12 protein-coding genes are annotated in these 15,244 nt (G+C 71.3%); 6 read left to right on the top strand and 6 right to left on the bottom strand.

Annotated elements, in window-relative coordinates:
* The first annotated feature begins 123 nt into the window (after window positions 1–123).
* Entirely contained in the window at window positions 124–1,677 is a 1,554-nt protein-coding gene (locus tag GAS53_RS07845) for an amino acid permease (RefSeq protein WP_151476727.1), read from the top strand.
* Window positions 1,678–1,681: 4 nt separating this feature from the next.
* Window positions 1,682–2,638, top strand: coding sequence for an RluA family pseudouridine synthase (locus GAS53_RS07840; protein ID WP_151476726.1), 957 nt, complete (start codon window positions 1,682–1,684; stop codon window positions 2,636–2,638).
* On the opposite strand, the gene GAS53_RS07835 is transcribed toward GAS53_RS07840, so the two are convergent.
* The 6 genes from GAS53_RS07835 to GAS53_RS07810 form a co-directional block, all read right to left on the bottom strand.
* Window positions 2,632–4,113: a cytochrome P450 gene (locus tag GAS53_RS07835; protein WP_151476725.1), complete on the bottom strand. Its 1,482-nt coding sequence runs from the start codon at window positions 4,111–4,113 to the stop codon at window positions 2,632–2,634. The two genes, GAS53_RS07840 and GAS53_RS07835, sit on opposite strands and share 7 nt — an antisense overlap.
* A 118-nt stretch (window positions 4,114–4,231) precedes the next feature.
* Window positions 4,232–4,858, bottom strand: coding sequence for a GTP-binding protein (locus GAS53_RS07830; RefSeq protein WP_151476724.1), 627 nt, complete (start codon window positions 4,856–4,858; stop codon window positions 4,232–4,234).
* The gene (locus GAS53_RS07825; protein WP_151476723.1) at window positions 4,839–5,264 is read right to left on the bottom strand and encodes a DUF742 domain-containing protein; all 426 of its coding nucleotides are present in this window, start codon (window positions 5,262–5,264) and stop codon (window positions 4,839–4,841) included. The genes GAS53_RS07830 and GAS53_RS07825 overlap by 20 nt, the downstream gene beginning before the upstream one ends.
* The gene (locus tag GAS53_RS07820; protein ID WP_107019841.1) at window positions 5,261–5,668 is read right to left on the bottom strand and encodes a roadblock/LC7 domain-containing protein; all 408 of its coding nucleotides are present in this window, start codon (window positions 5,666–5,668) and stop codon (window positions 5,261–5,263) included. The genes GAS53_RS07825 and GAS53_RS07820 overlap by 4 nt, the downstream gene beginning before the upstream one ends.
* On the bottom strand, window positions 5,665–7,278 hold the full coding sequence (locus GAS53_RS07815; RefSeq protein ID WP_151476722.1) for a sensor histidine kinase: 1,614 nt from the start codon (window positions 7,276–7,278) through the stop codon (window positions 5,665–5,667). The genes GAS53_RS07820 and GAS53_RS07815 overlap by 4 nt, the downstream gene beginning before the upstream one ends.
* Before the next feature lie 306 nt (window positions 7,279–7,584).
* Window positions 7,585–8,208 carry a TetR/AcrR family transcriptional regulator gene (locus tag GAS53_RS07810; protein ID WP_151476721.1) on the bottom strand — a complete coding sequence of 208 codons (624 nt, stop codon included), beginning with the start codon at window positions 8,206–8,208 and terminating at the stop codon, window positions 7,585–7,587.
* A 201-nt stretch (window positions 8,209–8,409) separates the two neighbouring features.
* Here GAS53_RS07810 and GAS53_RS07805 point away from each other — a divergent pair, with 201 nt between their 5' ends.
* The 4 genes from GAS53_RS07805 (at window position 8,410) to atzF (ending at window position 15,192) form a co-directional block, all read left to right on the top strand.
* Window positions 8,410–9,234, top strand: a complete 825-nt coding sequence (locus tag GAS53_RS07805) for an urea amidolyase associated protein UAAP1 (protein WP_151476720.1) — start codon at window positions 8,410–8,412, stop codon at window positions 9,232–9,234.
* Complete coding sequence (locus GAS53_RS07800) at window positions 9,231–9,851, top strand: urea amidolyase associated protein UAAP2 (RefSeq protein ID WP_151476719.1); 621 nt, start codon at window positions 9,231–9,233, stop codon at window positions 9,849–9,851. Before GAS53_RS07805 ends, GAS53_RS07800 begins: the two co-directional genes overlap by 4 nt.
* Window positions 9,848–13,405: an urea carboxylase gene (gene uca, locus GAS53_RS07795; protein ID WP_151476718.1), complete on the top strand. Its 3,558-nt coding sequence runs from the start codon at window positions 9,848–9,850 to the stop codon at window positions 13,403–13,405. Before GAS53_RS07800 ends, uca begins: the two co-directional genes overlap by 4 nt.
* Window positions 13,406–13,506: 101 nt before the next feature.
* A complete protein-coding gene (gene atzF, locus GAS53_RS07790) occupies window positions 13,507–15,192 on the top strand; it encodes an allophanate hydrolase (RefSeq protein WP_151476717.1) in 1,686 nt (561 codons plus the stop codon).
* Window positions 15,193–15,244 lie beyond the last annotated feature (52 nt).

Below are 15,244 nucleotides of genomic sequence, written 5' to 3'. Positions count from 1 at the left end.
GCCCGGCGTCGACATGACCGCGTCACGCGGGCGAAACAGGCCCTCCCTAATTTCTGTCACCCGACAGGAATTACGCCTGTCGCCTCCAGGACCCCGCTCCCTGCGCCGAAGGCAGGTGCCGCCGTGACCACTACCACCCCCTCCGACGTACGCCCCGACCCGCCGGAGCCGTCCGGCGAGTCGTCCGACGACCGCTCCCTCGCGGAGTTCGGCTACCGCCAGGAGCTGCACCGCAGCCTCGGCCGGTACGCCTCGTTCGCCGCCGGTTTCTCCTTCATCTCCGTCCTGACGACCGTCTTCCAGTTCTTCGCCTTCGGGTACGCGTTCGGCGGACCCGTCTTCTTCTGGGCCTGGCCCGCCGTGCTGATCGGCCAGTTGCTGGTCGCCGCGTGCTTCGCCGAGCTGGCCGCCCGCTATCCGATCTCCGGTGCCATCTACCAGTGGTCGTCCCGGCTCTCCAACCTCACCTTCGGCTGGTTCGCCGGCTGGATCATGGTGATCGGGCAGATCGTGGTGGTCGCCGCCGCGGCGCTCGCGCTGCAGGTGGTCATGCCCGCGATCTGGTCCGGCTTCCAGCTGATCGGCGACGACCCGTCACTGGCATCGGCGAGCGGCGCGGCGAACGCGGCGGTCCTCGGCATCATCCTGCTGGCCCTGACGACCTTCGTGAACGTCATCGACAACCGTGTGATGTCCCTGGTCAACCGCATCGGCGTGACCGCCGAGATCATCGGCGCCGCCCTGATCATCGTGCTCCTGTTCACGCACTCCGAGCGCTCTCCCGGTATCACCTTCCACACCGGCACGGCCGCCCAGTCGGGCCTGGTCGGGGCGCTTCTGGTGGGGTCGTTCACGGCGGCGTACGTGATGATCGGCTTCGACAGCGCGGGCGAGATGAGCGAGGAGACCCGCAACCCGCGGCGCACCGCTCCCCGCACGATCCTCACCGCGCTCGGCGCGGCGGGTCTGCTCGGCGGCCTGATCATCCTCGGCGGCCTGCTCGCCGCACCCAGCCTCACCGACGGCCGGCTCGGGGTCGAGGGGCTGAGTTACGTCCTGACCAGCAGCCTGGGCGACGGCGTGGGCCGGGCGCTGCTGGCGGACGTGGTGATCGCCATCGCGGTGGCGACCCTCGCGATCCAGACCTCCGCCTGCCGGATGCTGTTCTCCATGGCCCGCGACGGCCAACTGCCCTTCTCCGGACGCCTCGCGAAGGTCAACCCACGCACGGGCATGCCGAGCGCCCCTGCCCTGGTCGTCGGCGTCCTCGCCGCGGCCCTGCTGCTCCTCAACTTCGCCTCGCCGGAGGCCTTCCTGGCCATCGGCACCACCTGCATCGTGATGCTGTACCTCGCGTACGCGATGGTCACCGGGCCTCTGCTGGTGAAACGACTGCGCGGCGGGTTCCCCAGGACGGACGGCGTCGACGAGGAGGGCCGCCCCCTGTTCTCCTTGGGCCGCTGGGGCGTCCCCGTCAACGCACTCGCCCTGCTCTACGGCCTGTTCATGACGGTCAACCTGGCCTGGCCCCGGGCAGCGGTGTACGACCCGGCGGGCGGGCACTGGTACTTCCAGTGGTTCACCGTGCTGTTCCTGGGCGTCACCCTCCTCCTGGGTGGCGCGTACCGGGTGTACAAGGCTCGGGCGACGGTCGCGGAGGCGCCTGCGTACGCTTGACCAGGTGAGACGTAGATCCCGGATTCCGCCCTCTCCCCTGCCGCAGCGTGACGGGGTGGATCCGGTGCGGGTGCGGTTGCCGGCCGAGGGGGCCTGGGGGACCGTGCGGGAGCATCTGGTGGAGCGGCTCGCGGCGGGGGCCGGGGTGATCGACGGGATGCTCCATGCAGGGCTGGTGGTCGGGGCGGACGGGCGGGCGGTCGCGCCCGACGCGGCGTACGTGCCGGGGATGTTCGTGTGGTTCCACCGGGAGCTGCCCGACGAGGTGCCGGTGCCGTTCCCGCTGGAGGTCGTGTACCAGGACGAGCACATCGTCGTCGTCGACAAGCCGCACTTCCTCGCCACGACGCCGCGCGGCAGCCATGTCGCGCAGACGGCGCTCGCGCGGCTGCGGCGGGAGCTGGGGGTTCCGACGCTCGGGGCCGCGCACCGGCTCGACCGGCTCACCGCCGGGCTCGTGCTGTTCACGGTGCGGCCCGAGGAGCGGGGTGCGTACCAGTCGCTGTTCCGCGACCGCCTCGTACGCAAGGAGTACGAGGCGGTGGCCCCGTACCGGGAGACGCTGGAACTGCCGCGCACGGTCCGCAGCCGGATCGAGAAGGAGCGGGGGGAGATGGCCGCCCGGGAGGTGTCCGGCGAGCCGAACGCCGTGAGCCGGATCGAACTCGTCGCGCGCCGGGACGGCTTGGCGCGCTACCGGCTGCTGCCCAGTACCGGCCAGACCCACCAGCTGCGGGTGCACATGAACGCGTTGGGTGTGCCGATCCTCGGGGACCCGCTGTATCCGGTGGTGACCGGCCCCGTGCCGGCCGGTGACTTCCGGCGCCCGCTCCAACTGCTGGCGCGGGTGCTGGAGTTCACCGATCCGGTCACGGGGCTGAGGCATGCGTATCGCAGCGGACGGACACTCCGGGCGTGGTCCGCGTACGACGACTGGGCCGGCGGTCAGCCGCCTCAGTAGCCGCGCCACCAGCGCACGAAGCGCTGCCAGGCACCGAGCCGGCGTCCCGGTTCGGCGGCGGGGGCGGGAGTCGGGGCCACCGGCTCGTCGACCGTGGGCCGCGGCGCCGGAGAGGGCCGCGGGGCGGGCGCGGACATGTCCCAGTCCGGACGCGGCCGTGGCACCTCGCTCACTCCGGGCCGCTCCATGACGTCCTGCGGCGACGCCGGCTCGAACACCACCGGCAGTTCCACCAGATGCCGCGAGGAGATCGACGCGGTCCACCTCAACTCGTGCTCCTCGACGGCGAGTTGGACGTCCGGCAGCCGCTTGAGGAGCGCGTCGACGCCGGTGTCGGCGATGACACGGCCGATGTCCTGGCCGGGACACTCGTGCGGGCCGCCGCCGAAGGCGAGATGTGAACGGTTGCCCTTCATGTTCGCCTTGAGGTCCGGGCGGACGTGCGGGTCGACGTTGCCCGGCGCGATCCCGAGGAACAGCCCGTCGCCCTTGCGGATCCGCTGACCGCCCAACTCCGTGTCCTGCTTGGCGAAGTAGCCGAGCACGGTACTGAACGGGGGCTCGTCCCACAGGGACTGCTCGACCGCCTGGGGCACCGTCATCTGGCCGCCGTTGAGCTGGGCGCGGAAACCCGGGTTGGTGAAGACCACCCGCAGCACGTTCGCGAGGAGGTTCGCCGTGGCCTCGTACGCGGCGAGCAGGACAAGACGAAGATGCTGGCCGACCTCTTCGTCGGTGAGTCCGGCCGGGTGGTTGATGAGGTGGCTGGTGAAGTCCTGGGCGGGCTCGGCACGGCGGCGGGCGGTGAGCCGCATCAGGACGCTCATGACGTACTCGTTGCTGGCGATCGCGGTCTCGGTGCCCTTGAGCAGGTCGCGGGCCGACTGGACCAGACGGTCGTCGTACTCCTCGGGCATGCCGAGGATCTCGCACAGCACGGCCATCGGCAGATGCTCGGCGTACTGGGAGACCAGGTCGGCGGTGCCCCGCTCGCAGAACTGGTTGACCAGCTCCTGGGTCCAGTGGTTGATGTGGCGGCGGAGGTCACGGGAGTTGATGGTCGACATGGCGCCCATGACCGCGCCGCGCAGCCGCTGGTGCTCGTCACCCTCGGCCATGGAGCAGATGGGCTGCCAGGCGATGTGGGGCATGAGCGGGTGGTCGGGCCCCGCCGTGCCGTCCAGGACGGCGGTCCAGATGCGGCTGTCGCGGGTGTAGATCGAGGGGCTGCTGACCATGTGGAGGTTCTCGCCGTGCCCGAGCACCATCCAGAAGGGCACGTCGTTGTGGAGCAGCACGGGCGCGACGGCCCCGTGCTCGGCGCGGAGCTTCTCGTACAGGGCCGCCAGGTCCTGCGCCTCGGGTCCGTACAGGCGGCGCAGTCCGCCGGGACCCGTACCGTGGGCGGGGCAGCTCGGCGGCGGGCCGGACATGGGGTCGTCCGTGCCGGTCAGGGAGTGGGATTCAGGCGTCACGGTGGTTGCTCCGAGGCTGAAGTGGTTCCGGTGTCTTGGGATCGGTCCGGTGTCTTGGAGTCCGGGCCGCTGTCGTGGGGAATCCGGGCAGTGCGTACGCGGCTGGGATCGAGGTGGGTCAGGCCCGCGCCGAAGCGCCCGCCATGGCGATCGAGTGCAGGAAGCGCATCAGGGTCATCAGGACGTCCCGGCTGGAGGCCCGGCGGCGCGCGTCGCACTTCACCATGGGGATCTCCTCGGGCAGGTCGAGCGCCGCGCGCAGGTCCTCCATGGGGTAACGGGGCGCGTCCGGGAAGTCGTTGACGGCGACGACGAACGGCACGCCGCGCTCCTCCAGGCGTCCGATGACGTCGAAGCTGACCTCCAGGCGCCGGGTGTCGACCAGGACGACCGCGCCCAGGGCGCCCTCGAACAGGCCGTTCCACAGGAACCAGAAGCGCTCCTGGCCGGGGGTGCCGAACAGGTACAGCACCAGCTGCTCGGTGATGCTGATGCGGCCGAAGTCCATGGCGACGGTGGTGGCCGTCTTCGTCTCGGAGCCGTAGTTGTCGTCGACACCGATGCCGGCCTGCGTCATGGTCTCTTCGGTGGTCAGCGGCCTGATCTCGCTGACGGAGCCCACCATCGTCGTCTTGCCGACCCCGAAACCACCCACGATCACGATCTTCACCGCGGCCGTCGCCGTGTGCGGGAGGTGGTCCTCGGCGCGAGGTCCCGGGATGGTGTCAGAGCTTTTGAAGTCCATGCATCACCGCTTCGAGGAGGGAACGGTCGGGCAACGCCGAGCGGACGATCGGGGCGCGCGCCTGTACCAGTTCAGCCGTCAGCAGCTCGGTCAGCAGTACGGTCACCACGCTGAACGGCAGATTGAGATAGGCCGAGAGTTCGGCCACGGACATGGGGGCCTGGCAGAGCCGGAGCAGCGCCGACTGCTCCGGCTGGGCGGAGGGCGGGGCGTCGGCGCACGCCACGATTAAGGTCACCAGGTCGAGTTCGGCGCGGTCGCCGCCCTCGACCTGGCCGGTGACGACGTACAGCCGCTCCGGTTCGCGGGTCTGGCCCTGCCCGCCCTGCCCTTCCGCAGGGGGTACGGGGTGTTCCTCCGGCGCCGCCTCCTTGGGGAAGCGCCGTCGTCGTTGCGGAGGAGTCATACGGTCTGCCCGTTCCGCCGGGGCGGACTCGTGAGGTGCGCACCGATCCGTACGACGAGGTCGCGCATGCGGGCGCTCATGAGCCCGGCGTCCACATGCGCCTCCGCCAGCACGGCGAGATAGGCGTTCGGGCCGGCGGCCATCATGTAGAAGTAGCCGCCCTCCATCTCGATGATCACCATGCGCATCTTGCCGTCGGTGTCGGGGATCTCCGTGGCGACGGCCCCGGCGAGGCTCTGCAGTCCGGCGCAGGCCGCGGCGATGCGGTCGGCGGCGTCGGGGTCGCCGCCGTACCGGGCGATACGCAGGCCGTCGGCGGAGAGCACGACGACCTGCCGGGTCCCGTACACCCCGTCGGACAGCTCCTTGAGCATCCAGTCGAAGTTGGCTCGCTGCTGGATCACTTGAGGTCCCCCTCGTCGTCGGCCTCGGTGCCGGCCGGACTGTTCGTCGCTTCGGGTGTCTGCTGCTGGTTCTCGTCTCCGCCCTTGAGGCCGGCCATGAACGCCTCGACCCACAGCCCGGGTTCCTTCTCTTCCTTCTTCTTCGGGGCGGGCGTCTGCGTGGACGACCGGGTCCAGTCGATGACGGGGCGGCCCTCCCGTCGGGCGGCCTCCGCCTCCCTCTCGGCCTCACGTGCCTGGAGCACCCGCTGGCTGTAGGGGATCTTGACCCGGCTGCGGCGCTGCGGCAGGCCGTTGGCCGTCCACTCGGTGACCTCGGGGACGTCGTCCTCCATGCCTTCCGGCACGGGGACACGGGGTCCGGTGGTGGGGCGGCGCTTCTTCTCCTTGCGCTCGGGGGCCTTGACACCGCCGAAGTCGACCTTGGGTACGGCGGCGGCGCCGATGCCGTGGGCGAGACCGGGGGCGTTGTCCTCGGTGAGCAGCTTGCGCGGCACGACGAGCACCGCACGCACCCCGCCGTACGCGGACTGCCGCAGGGAGACCTGCATGTCGTACATGTCCATGAGACGGCCGACGACGGCGAGGCCGAGCCGCGGGTCCTCGCCGAGGTTGTTGAGGTCGGGTCCTGCCGCCGCCCGCTCCAGCATCTTCTCTGCCCGCGTACGGGCCTCCTCGCTGAGGCTGACGCCGGCGTCCTCGATCTCGATGGCGACGCCGGTCTGCACCTCGACGGCGGTGACGTGCACCTTGGTGTGCGGCGGCGAGTAGCGGGTGGCGTTGTCGAGGAGTTCGGCGGCCGCGTGGATGACCGGCTCGACGTGGATGCCGTTGACGGCGATCTTGGCGATGGAGTGCAGCTCGATGCGCCGGTACTCCAGGATCCGGGACATGGCGCCGCGCAGCACGCTGTACAGCGGAACGGGAGCGGGCCACTGGCGGCCCGGGCGGCCGCCGCCGAGCACGGCGATGGAGTCGGCGAGGCGGCCGATCAGCGCGGTGCCGTGGTCGATGCGCAGCAGGTCGTCGAAGACCTCGGGGTTGCGCCCGTGGTCCTCCTCCATCTCGCGCAGTTCCACGTTCTGCTGGTGGACGATCGCCTGGACCCGTCGGGCGATGCTGACGAAGGAGCGCTGCGCGGCCTCGCGCTGCAGTTCCTCGTTGTCCACGATCTTCAGCACTTCGAGCAGCAACGCGCGCTGGGTCGGCGGGATGTTCCGCTGGGCGGGATCGTTGTCGACGATCACCCGGACCGCCGCCTCTGGCGAATTGCCCCCGCGCATCCGCCGGAGCACGGCGGGCAGCAGTTCCTCGCGGAGGTGGTCGATCTCGGCGTTGTGCAGGGAGACGCGCCGTTCCATGACGGCGGTCCGGTGTGCGAGCTCGGCGCGCACACCACGGATGACACGGCCGCGGCGTACCGCCTCGGCGGCCGTCGCGATCACGAGCAGTGTCGCGATGGCTCCGCACCAGCCGACGGCGGTCCGGGCCGGCTGCGTCACCAGGGCGACGGCGGCCCCGGTCGCCGCGGCCATCACTATGGCCGGCAGCAACAACGCGCGCGCGTAGGGAACTTCACGGCCACCGGGAGGCGATTGAACACTCACCATGTATGCCCTCTGAGACAGGTCGACTGGAGGTCGGGGGGAGGTAACTGGATCTACAGAACATTGGGGAACAAGCGCACGAATACACCTCAACTCGGTGCGCTGCGGGCGAGCTTAGTCCGACCGGATCATCGCTGTGTCATATTCAGCAAGCACCTGAAATCGCCCTCGCGACAGGAGTACGCTCTGCCACATTTACACGCTGCGATGCCATTCGCACACGGTCCGTGACGGCGCACGAGTGTGCGAAAACCCCTCGTCAGAAGGGGTGAGGCACCGTTTCCAGAGCGGTTCCGGCCCGGCTTCCGTTCAGATTCCGGCGATGCGCAGGGCCGCGTCGGCGGTGGCCTCGGCGAAGGCCGAGACGGGCCGCTCCGGGTCGGAGCGGTGCACGAGGATCACACCTTCGATGAGGCCGAAGAGCAGATCCGTCCGCAGATCGAGCTCACTCTTGGCGAGCGCGCCGCCCGCCTCGGTCGCGGCGAGCAACTGCCGGTAGGCGTCCTTGAGTTCGGCCCGTACGGCGTGGAAGCCGGCGAACCGCTCCGCACGGACCTCCGGCAGCAGATAGAGCCCGCCGAGGTTGTGCGAGCCGCCGCAGAGCAGTTCGACGTCCGTGCGGCACAGGTCCCACAGCCGGTCCTCGGCGGGGGTGTCGTCCTCGGCGAGGAGCTGCCGGGCGAAGGCCAGCGAGGGCGTGACGGTGGACTCCAGGAGCGCGGCGAGGAGCTCCTCCTTGCCGGACACGTAGTGGTACATGGACGCCTGTCGCATGCCCGCCCGCTCGGCGACGGCGCGGGTGGTCGTGGCCGCGTAACCGCGCGTCGTGAACAGCTCAGCGGCGGCGGCGAGCAGTTCGTCACGCGGCGAGAGACCGCTGTCCGGCCGCTGCTCGGCACGCGGCCTGCCCACTCGACGCCCACTGGAACCCATGCGTTCGATCCTCGCACACCGCCTCACCAGGCGATCTCCGTGAGGGATCGGTAACCGGTCCGCAACGCGCGGGCAACGGCGTCGACCCGGTCGGCTCCTAATTTCTGTCGAGCGACAGAAATGCAAGTCCACGGACATGCACGTCCAGCGAAGACCAGTGACCGACCCCAGACACACCACTGCCGAGCCGGAGGTCCCGCGATGGCGACAGCGACCACTTACGGAGCCCGGGCGCACGCACGCGCCCAGGAGGGCACCCGAGCCGAGGCGATGCCCGTCGTCCCGGCGAGCGCCTGGCCCGCGCCGCCGTGCGAGGCGGGCCACCTGGTGTGGGCGGAGACGGTGGCGGGCGGCAACTACACGCACAAGGTGCTGGCCCGCGGTACGGAACTGCGGCTGACCGACCTCAGCGGCGACGCCTGCGCCCATCTGCTCCTCTTCGCCGCCGACCGGCCGTGGGAGCGCCTGAACGTGGCCGACACGGTCAAGGTCCAGTGGAACGCCTACCTCGGCGAGGGCCAGTTGCTCCTCTCCGACCAGGGCCGCGTCCTCGCCTCCTTGATCGCCGACACCTCCGGGCGGCACGACGCGCTGTGCGGCACCTCCAGCCTCGTACGGAACACGGAGCGGTACGGGGACGGGACTCCGCAGTCCGAATCCCCGGCCGGGCGTGAGCTGTTCAAGCTGGCGGCCGCCAAGAACGGGCTCGCGCCGCGGGATCTGCCGCCGTCGCTCTCCTTCTTCCAGGGCGTGGAGGTACGCGACGACGGCTCCCTGGACTTCACCGGCTCGGCCGGTCCCGGCGCGAGTGTGACGCTCCGCGCCGAGCAGGACGTCACGGTGCTGCTCGCCAATGTGCCGCACCCGGCCGACCCGCGCGACGCCTACACGAGCACCGCGCTGGAGGTACTGGCCTGGCGCGCCGAGGCCACCCGATCCGGCGATCCGCTGTGGGAGGCCACCCCCGAAGGCCGCCGCGCCTTCCTCAACACGGCCGAGTTCCTCGCCGCGAGGGGGATCGCATGAAGACCGAGGAGCGCATCAAGGCCGTCGTTCCGGCCCGCTCCGCCTGGTCCGCGATCGTGCGGTCCGGCGAGACGCTCACCATCACCGACCTGCACGGCAACCAGGCCGTGGACTTCCTGGTGTACGACGCCGAGGACACGGCCGTGCGCTACAGCGCGCCCGACACGATCCACGCCCAGGGCAACCTCTTCCTCACCACGGGCAGCGTGCTGATGTCCAACGAGCACACCCCGCTGATGACCGTGGTCGCCGACGAGGTCGGCCGGCACGACACGGTCGGCGGCGCCTGCTCCAAGGAGTCGAACACCCTGCGGTACGGGCACCACACCTGGTCGCAGCACGCGTGCGTCGACAACTTCCTTGCCGAGGGCGCCAAGTACGGCCTCGGGAAGCGTGACCTCGTCTCGAACATCAACTGGTACATGAACGTGCCGGTCGAGAAGGACGGCACGCTGGGCATCGTCGACGGCATCTCGGCCCCCGGCCTGAAGCTGACGCTGCGCGCGGAGCGCGACGTGCTCGTCCTCGTCTCCAACTGCCCCCAGATCAACAACCCCTGCAACGGCTTCGAGCCGACGGCCGTGGAGATGACGATCAGTCAGGCGGGCACCGCATGAGTTTCGACACGCTCCTCGTCGCCAACCGGGGCGAGATCGCGGTCCGGATCATCCGTACGGCACGGGAGTTGGGCCTGCGGACGGTCGCGGTGTACTCCGACCCCGACCGCTCGGCGCCCCATGTGCGACTCGCCGACGAGGCCGTACGGCTCGGTCCCGCGCCCGCAAAGGAGTCGTATCTCGACCCGGATCTCGTCCTGCGGGCGGCGAAGGACACCGGTGCCGGGGCGATCCACCCGGGCTACGGCTTCCTCTCCGAGGACGCGGCGTTCGCGCGGCGCTGCCAGGACGCGGGGATCGTGTTCGTGGGTCCGACGCCGGAGCAGCTGGAGCTGTTCGGGGCGAAGCACACGGCCCGGGCGGCGGCCGAGGCGGCGGGGGTGCCGCTGGCGCCGGGGACCGGGCTGCTGGCGTCCGTCGACGAAGCCCTGGCGGCCGCCGCGGACATCGGCTACCCCGTGATGCTCAAGGCGACGGGCGGCGGAGGCGGCATCGGTATGTCCGCGTGCCGTTCGGCGGAGGAGCTTCGGGACGCCTGGGAGCGGGTGCAGCGCGTCGCCGCGGCCTCCTTCTCCTCCGCCGGGGTCTTCCTGGAACGGCTCGTGGAGCATGCCCGCCATGTGGAGGTGCAGGTCTTCGGCGACGGCGAAGGGGAGGTCGTCACGTTCGGGGACCGCGACTGCTCGCTCCAGCGCCGCAACCAGAAGGTTCTGGAAGAGGCCCCCGCGCCGGGTCTGTCTCCCGGTGTCCGTGAGCAACTGGCGGCCTCCGCACGGGACTTGTGCGCGAGTGTCGGCTACCGCTCCGCCGGTACGGTCGAGTTCGTCTACGACGCGGCCCGCGAGGAGGCGTACTTCCTGGAGGTCAACACCCGGCTCCAGGTGGAGCATCCGGTCACCGAGGAGATCTACGGGGTCGACCTCGTGGCGTGGATGCTGCGTCTCGCCCGCGGCGACTCCGATGTCGTACGGGACCCGGGGATGCCGCGCGGTCACGCCGTCGAGGCACGGGTGTACGCCGAGGACCCCTCGCGCGAACACCGGCCCAGCGCGGGTCTGTTGACGCGGGTCGAGTTCCCGCGGGGCGTCCGAGTGGACGGCTGGGTCGAGACGGGCACCGAGGTCACCACGTCGTACGACCCGATGCTGGCGAAGATCATCGCGTACGGCTCCGACCGGGCGCACGCGCTGGAGCGGCTGGACGAGGCGCTGGCCAGGACGCGGGTCGACGGCATCGAGACGAACCTCGGGCTGGTGCGCGCGGCCCTGTCCGATCGGTCCTTCCGGGCGGCCTCGCACTCCACGGCCACCCTCGCGGGGGTGAGCGATCCGACGCCGCGCATCGAGGTCGTGTCCGGCGGGACGCTGACGACGGTCCAGGACTGGCCGGGGCGGACGGGCTACTGGCAGGTGGGCGTGCCGCCGTGCGGTCCGATGGACGACCTGTCGTTCCGGCTCGGGAACCGGTCCCTGGGCAACGACGAGGGCGCTCCCGGGCTCGAATGCACCTTGCAGGGACCGGCGTTGAGGTTCACGCATCCGACGACGGTGTGCGTCACGGGTGCCCCGGCTCCGGTGACGGTCGACGGTGCGGCCGTGGCGCAGTGGGAGCCGGTGACGGTGCCCGCGGGGGGCGAGCTGGAGGTCAGGGCTCCCGCGGAGCACGGGCTGCGGACGTACGTACTGTTCGCGGACGGCGGGCTGGATGTGCCGGCCTTCCTGGGGAGCGCCTCGACCTTCACGCTGGGCCGGTTCGGGGGGCACGGCGGGCGGACGCTGCGGACGGGGGACGTGCTGCACGGGGGTGCGGTGACGTCCTCCGGCGCGGCGGTGCCCGTGGCCGAGCAGCCGGCGTTCGGCGCGGAGTGGCGGGTCGGCGCGCTCGAAGGACCGCACGCCGCACCGGAGTTCTTCACCGAGGAGGACATCCGCGACTTCTACGCGGCCGAGTGGAAGGTGCACTACAACTCCGCGCGTACGGGCGTACGGCTGGTCGGGCCGGCGCCCCGCTGGGCGCGCACCGACGGCGGCGAGGCGGGACTCCACCCCTCCAACATCCATGACACGCCGTACTCGGTCGGTGCCGTCGACTACACGGGCGACATGCCGGTGCTGCTCGGCCCGGACGGGCCCTCGCTCGGCGGGTTCGTGTGCCCGGCGACGGTCGCGAAGGGGCAGCGGTGGAAGCTCGGGCAGCTGCGGCCCGGTGACACGGTGCGTTTCGTGCCGGTGACCGTGCCCGAGGCCGGGCGGCTGCGGCGTACGCCGGCCGTCGACCCGGTCGCCGACCGCGCGGAGATCGCCGACGGTGGCGTCCTGGCCCGGGACGCCGACGTGACGTACCGGCGCAGCGGTGACGACAACCTGCTCGTCGAATTCGGGCCCATGCAGCTGGACTTGGCGCTGCGGATGCGGGTGCACGCGTTGATGGAGGCGGTGTCGGCGGCGGAGCTTCCGGGGATCACGGACATCACCCCGGGGATCCGCTCCCTCCAGATCCAGACCGATCCGGACGAGCTCCCGCAGCCCGAACTGCTGTCCCTGGTAAGGGAGATCGTCACGTCCTTGCCGCCCGCCGACCAGCTCGTCGTCCCGTCCCGCACCGTCCACCTCCCCCTCTCCTGGGACGATCCGGCGACCCGCGAGGCCATCGCCCGCTATATGGCGGGCGTGCGGGACGACGCGCCCTGGTGCCCGTGGAACATCGAGTTCATCCGCCGTGTCAACGGGCTCGACTCGGTGGAGGACGTGTACCGGACGGTCTTCGACGCCGAGTACCTGGTCCTGGGGCTCGGTGACGTCTACCTGGGGGCGCCGGTGGCCACGCCGCTCGACCCCCGCCACCGTCTCGTCACGACGAAGTACAACCCGGCGCGCACCTGGACGGCCGAGAACTCCGTCGGCATCGGTGGGGCCTACCTCTGCATCTACGGCATGGAGGGGCCCGGCGGCTACCAGTTCGTGGGCCGTACGACACAGGTGTGGTCCGGATGGCAGCAACGAGGCGCGTTCGAGCCGGGCTCGCCCTGGCTGCTGCGCTTCTTCGACCGCATCAAGTGGTACCCGGTGGCCGCGGACGAACTGCTGGATCTCCGCTCCGACATCACCGCCGGCCGCTTCGTCCCGAAGATCGAGGAGGGCACCTTCTCGCTCTCCGCGTACGAGGCCTTCCTCGCCGAGAACGCCGAGTCCATCGCCTCCTTCCGCGCCCGGCAGGGCACGGCCTTCTCCGCGGAGCGCGAAGCGTGGGAGGCGGCGGGCGAGTTCACCCGCGCGGAGGCGGCGTCGGCCCCGACCGCACCCCTCGTGGAGGTGACGGTGCCCCCGGGCGCCCGCCTCGTGGAGGCCGAATTCGCCGCGTCGGTATGGCAGCTGAACGTCAGGCCGGGCGACCGGGTCGCCACCGGCCAGCCCTTGCTGGCCCTGGAGGCCATGAAGATGGAGTCCCGGGTGCCGTCCCCGATGGACGGAGTGGTCCTCGAAATCCTGGCCAAGCCCGGCGACCAGGTGGAGGCGGGCACGGCACTGGTGGTGGTCGGCCCACCCCCACCCTGAGCATCCGCCGTCTGTGGGCAGGCGTTCCGCAGGGCGGAACGGGTGGGCACAGACGGCCACCGGCCCGCAGTCGACCACGAAACCCCGAGTAAGGAGCACAGATGTCGCCCCAGACCCAGCCGCAGGCCCACGCAGTGACCCGCGTCCGCATGGCCTACGCCCGTATCGAGGCCGCGGCCCGCCCCGAGGTCTGGATCGACCTGCGCCCTCGGACCGAGGTGGAAGAGGAAGCCCGAACCATCGACACCCGCCTGGCCGCAGGCGAACAACTCCCCCTCGCCGGCAGGCTGTTCGCGGCGAAGGGCAACATCGATGTAGCAGGCCTCCCCACCACCGCAGGCTGCCCGGCCTACGCATACCGGCCGGAGGCGGACGCCCCGCTGATCGCCCGCCTCCGCAAGGCCGGCGCGATCGTCCTCGGCACCACGAACCTGGACCAGTTCGCCACGGGCCTGGTCGGCACTCGCTCCCCCCACGGCGCCGTCCGCAACGCCATCGACCCGCAAAGAATCAGCGGCGGCTCCAGCTCAGGAAGCGCGGTCGCGGTAGCCCTCGGCATCGTGGACTTCGCCCTCGGCACGGACACCGCGGGCAGCGGCCGCGTCCCGGCGGCCTTCAACGGCATCGTCGGCCTCAAGCCCACCCGAGGCCTCGTCCCCACGGACGGCGTGGTCCCGGCCTGCGCCTCCGTCGACTGCGTGACGGTCTTCGCCCGCACCCTCCCGGAAGCGGCGCAGGCCCTGGCCCACATGGCCTCCCCGCCCGCAAGCGACCTCCCGCCACTCCCCCAGCGCACCCCGGGCCCATGGCGCATCGCCGTCCCACCCCGCGATCAACTCGGCGAGCTGGACGAGGGCTGGGCGCAGGCGTACGAAGCCGCCGCAGCCCAACTCCACGCGGCGGGCGCCGAGTTGCGCACGATCGACCTCGCCCCCTTCACCGAGGCCGCCGCGATGCTCTACGAGGGCGCCTTCGTGGCCGAGCGCTACACCGCAGTCGGGAGCTTTGTCGACAAGTTGATCGATGAGGGCGGGGCAGGCCTCGACCCCACCGTCGCCGGCATCATCACCCGCGCCCGAGACATCCCGGCCCACCAGCTCTTCGCCGACCAGGACCGCCTGGCCGCGCTGCGCACCCGCGCCCTGGCGGAACTCGGCGACGCGGACGCCCTGCTCCTCCCGACAACCCCCGGCCACCCCACACTCGCCGAGGTCGCCGCAGACCCGCTCGGCTCCAACGCCCGGCTCGGCCGCTTCACCAACTCCACGAACCTCTTCGACCTGGCCGCCGTGGCCGTCCCGGCGGGCGAGGTGGCAGGTCTCCCCTTCGGCGTCATGCTGATCGGCCCGGCCTTCACCGACGAACGCCTCGCCCTGATCGCCCGCGCGCTGGAAGTACCCCCGACCCGGATCGCCGTGGTGGGCGCGCATCTGTCGGGCCAGCCGCTCAACGGCCAACTGCTCGCGCTGGGCGCCCAGTTGGAACGTACAACCGAGACCGCCCCCGTCTACCGGCTGCACGCCCTGTCCACCGAACCCCCCAAACCGGGTCTCGTCCACGTGGGCGAGGGCGGAACCGCGATCGAGGCCGAGGTGTGGCGGCTGCCCGCCGAGGGGCTCGGCCGCCTGCTCACCGCGCTGCCCCGCCCGATGGCCCTGGGCCGGGTCGTCCTGGCCGACGGCAGCGACGTACCCGGATTCCTGTGCGAGCCGGGCGCGCTGGACGGCGCGCGGGACATCACGGCGTACGGGGGCTGGCGCGCGTATCTGAGCTCGCTCGACGCCTGACCCGGGCCACCAAGCGCCCGACACCCGAACTGACCCGACCGCCAAGCCGGCC

The organism is Streptomyces albicerus (assembly GCF_008905045.1).
Lineage (GTDB): Bacteria > Actinomycetota > Actinomycetes > Streptomycetales > Streptomycetaceae > Streptomyces > Streptomyces albicerus.
This window is presented reverse-complemented; position numbering and strand designations above follow the sequence as displayed.

Coding starts and splice junctions, on each gene's coding strand:
- GAS53_RS07815 (WP_151476722.1), bottom strand. CDS start 7,278: ATGGTGAGTGTTCAATCGCCTCCCGGTGGCCGTGAAGTTCCCTACGCG.
- atzF (WP_151476717.1), top strand. CDS start 13,507: ATGTCGCCCCAGACCCAGCCGCAGGCCCACGCAGTGACCCGCGTCCGC.
- GAS53_RS07800 (WP_151476719.1), top strand. CDS start 9,231: ATGAAGACCGAGGAGCGCATCAAGGCCGTCGTTCCGGCCCGCTCCGCC.
- GAS53_RS07830 (WP_151476724.1), bottom strand. CDS start 4,858: ATGGACTTCAAAAGCTCTGACACCATCCCGGGACCTCGCGCCGAGGAC.
- GAS53_RS07805 (WP_151476720.1), top strand. CDS start 8,410: ATGGCGACAGCGACCACTTACGGAGCCCGGGCGCACGCACGCGCCCAG.
- uca (WP_151476718.1), top strand. CDS start 9,848: ATGAGTTTCGACACGCTCCTCGTCGCCAACCGGGGCGAGATCGCGGTC.
- GAS53_RS07825 (WP_151476723.1), bottom strand. CDS start 5,264: ATGACTCCTCCGCAACGACGACGGCGCTTCCCCAAGGAGGCGGCGCCG.
- GAS53_RS07810 (WP_151476721.1), bottom strand. CDS start 8,208: ATGGGTTCCAGTGGGCGTCGAGTGGGCAGGCCGCGTGCCGAGCAGCGG.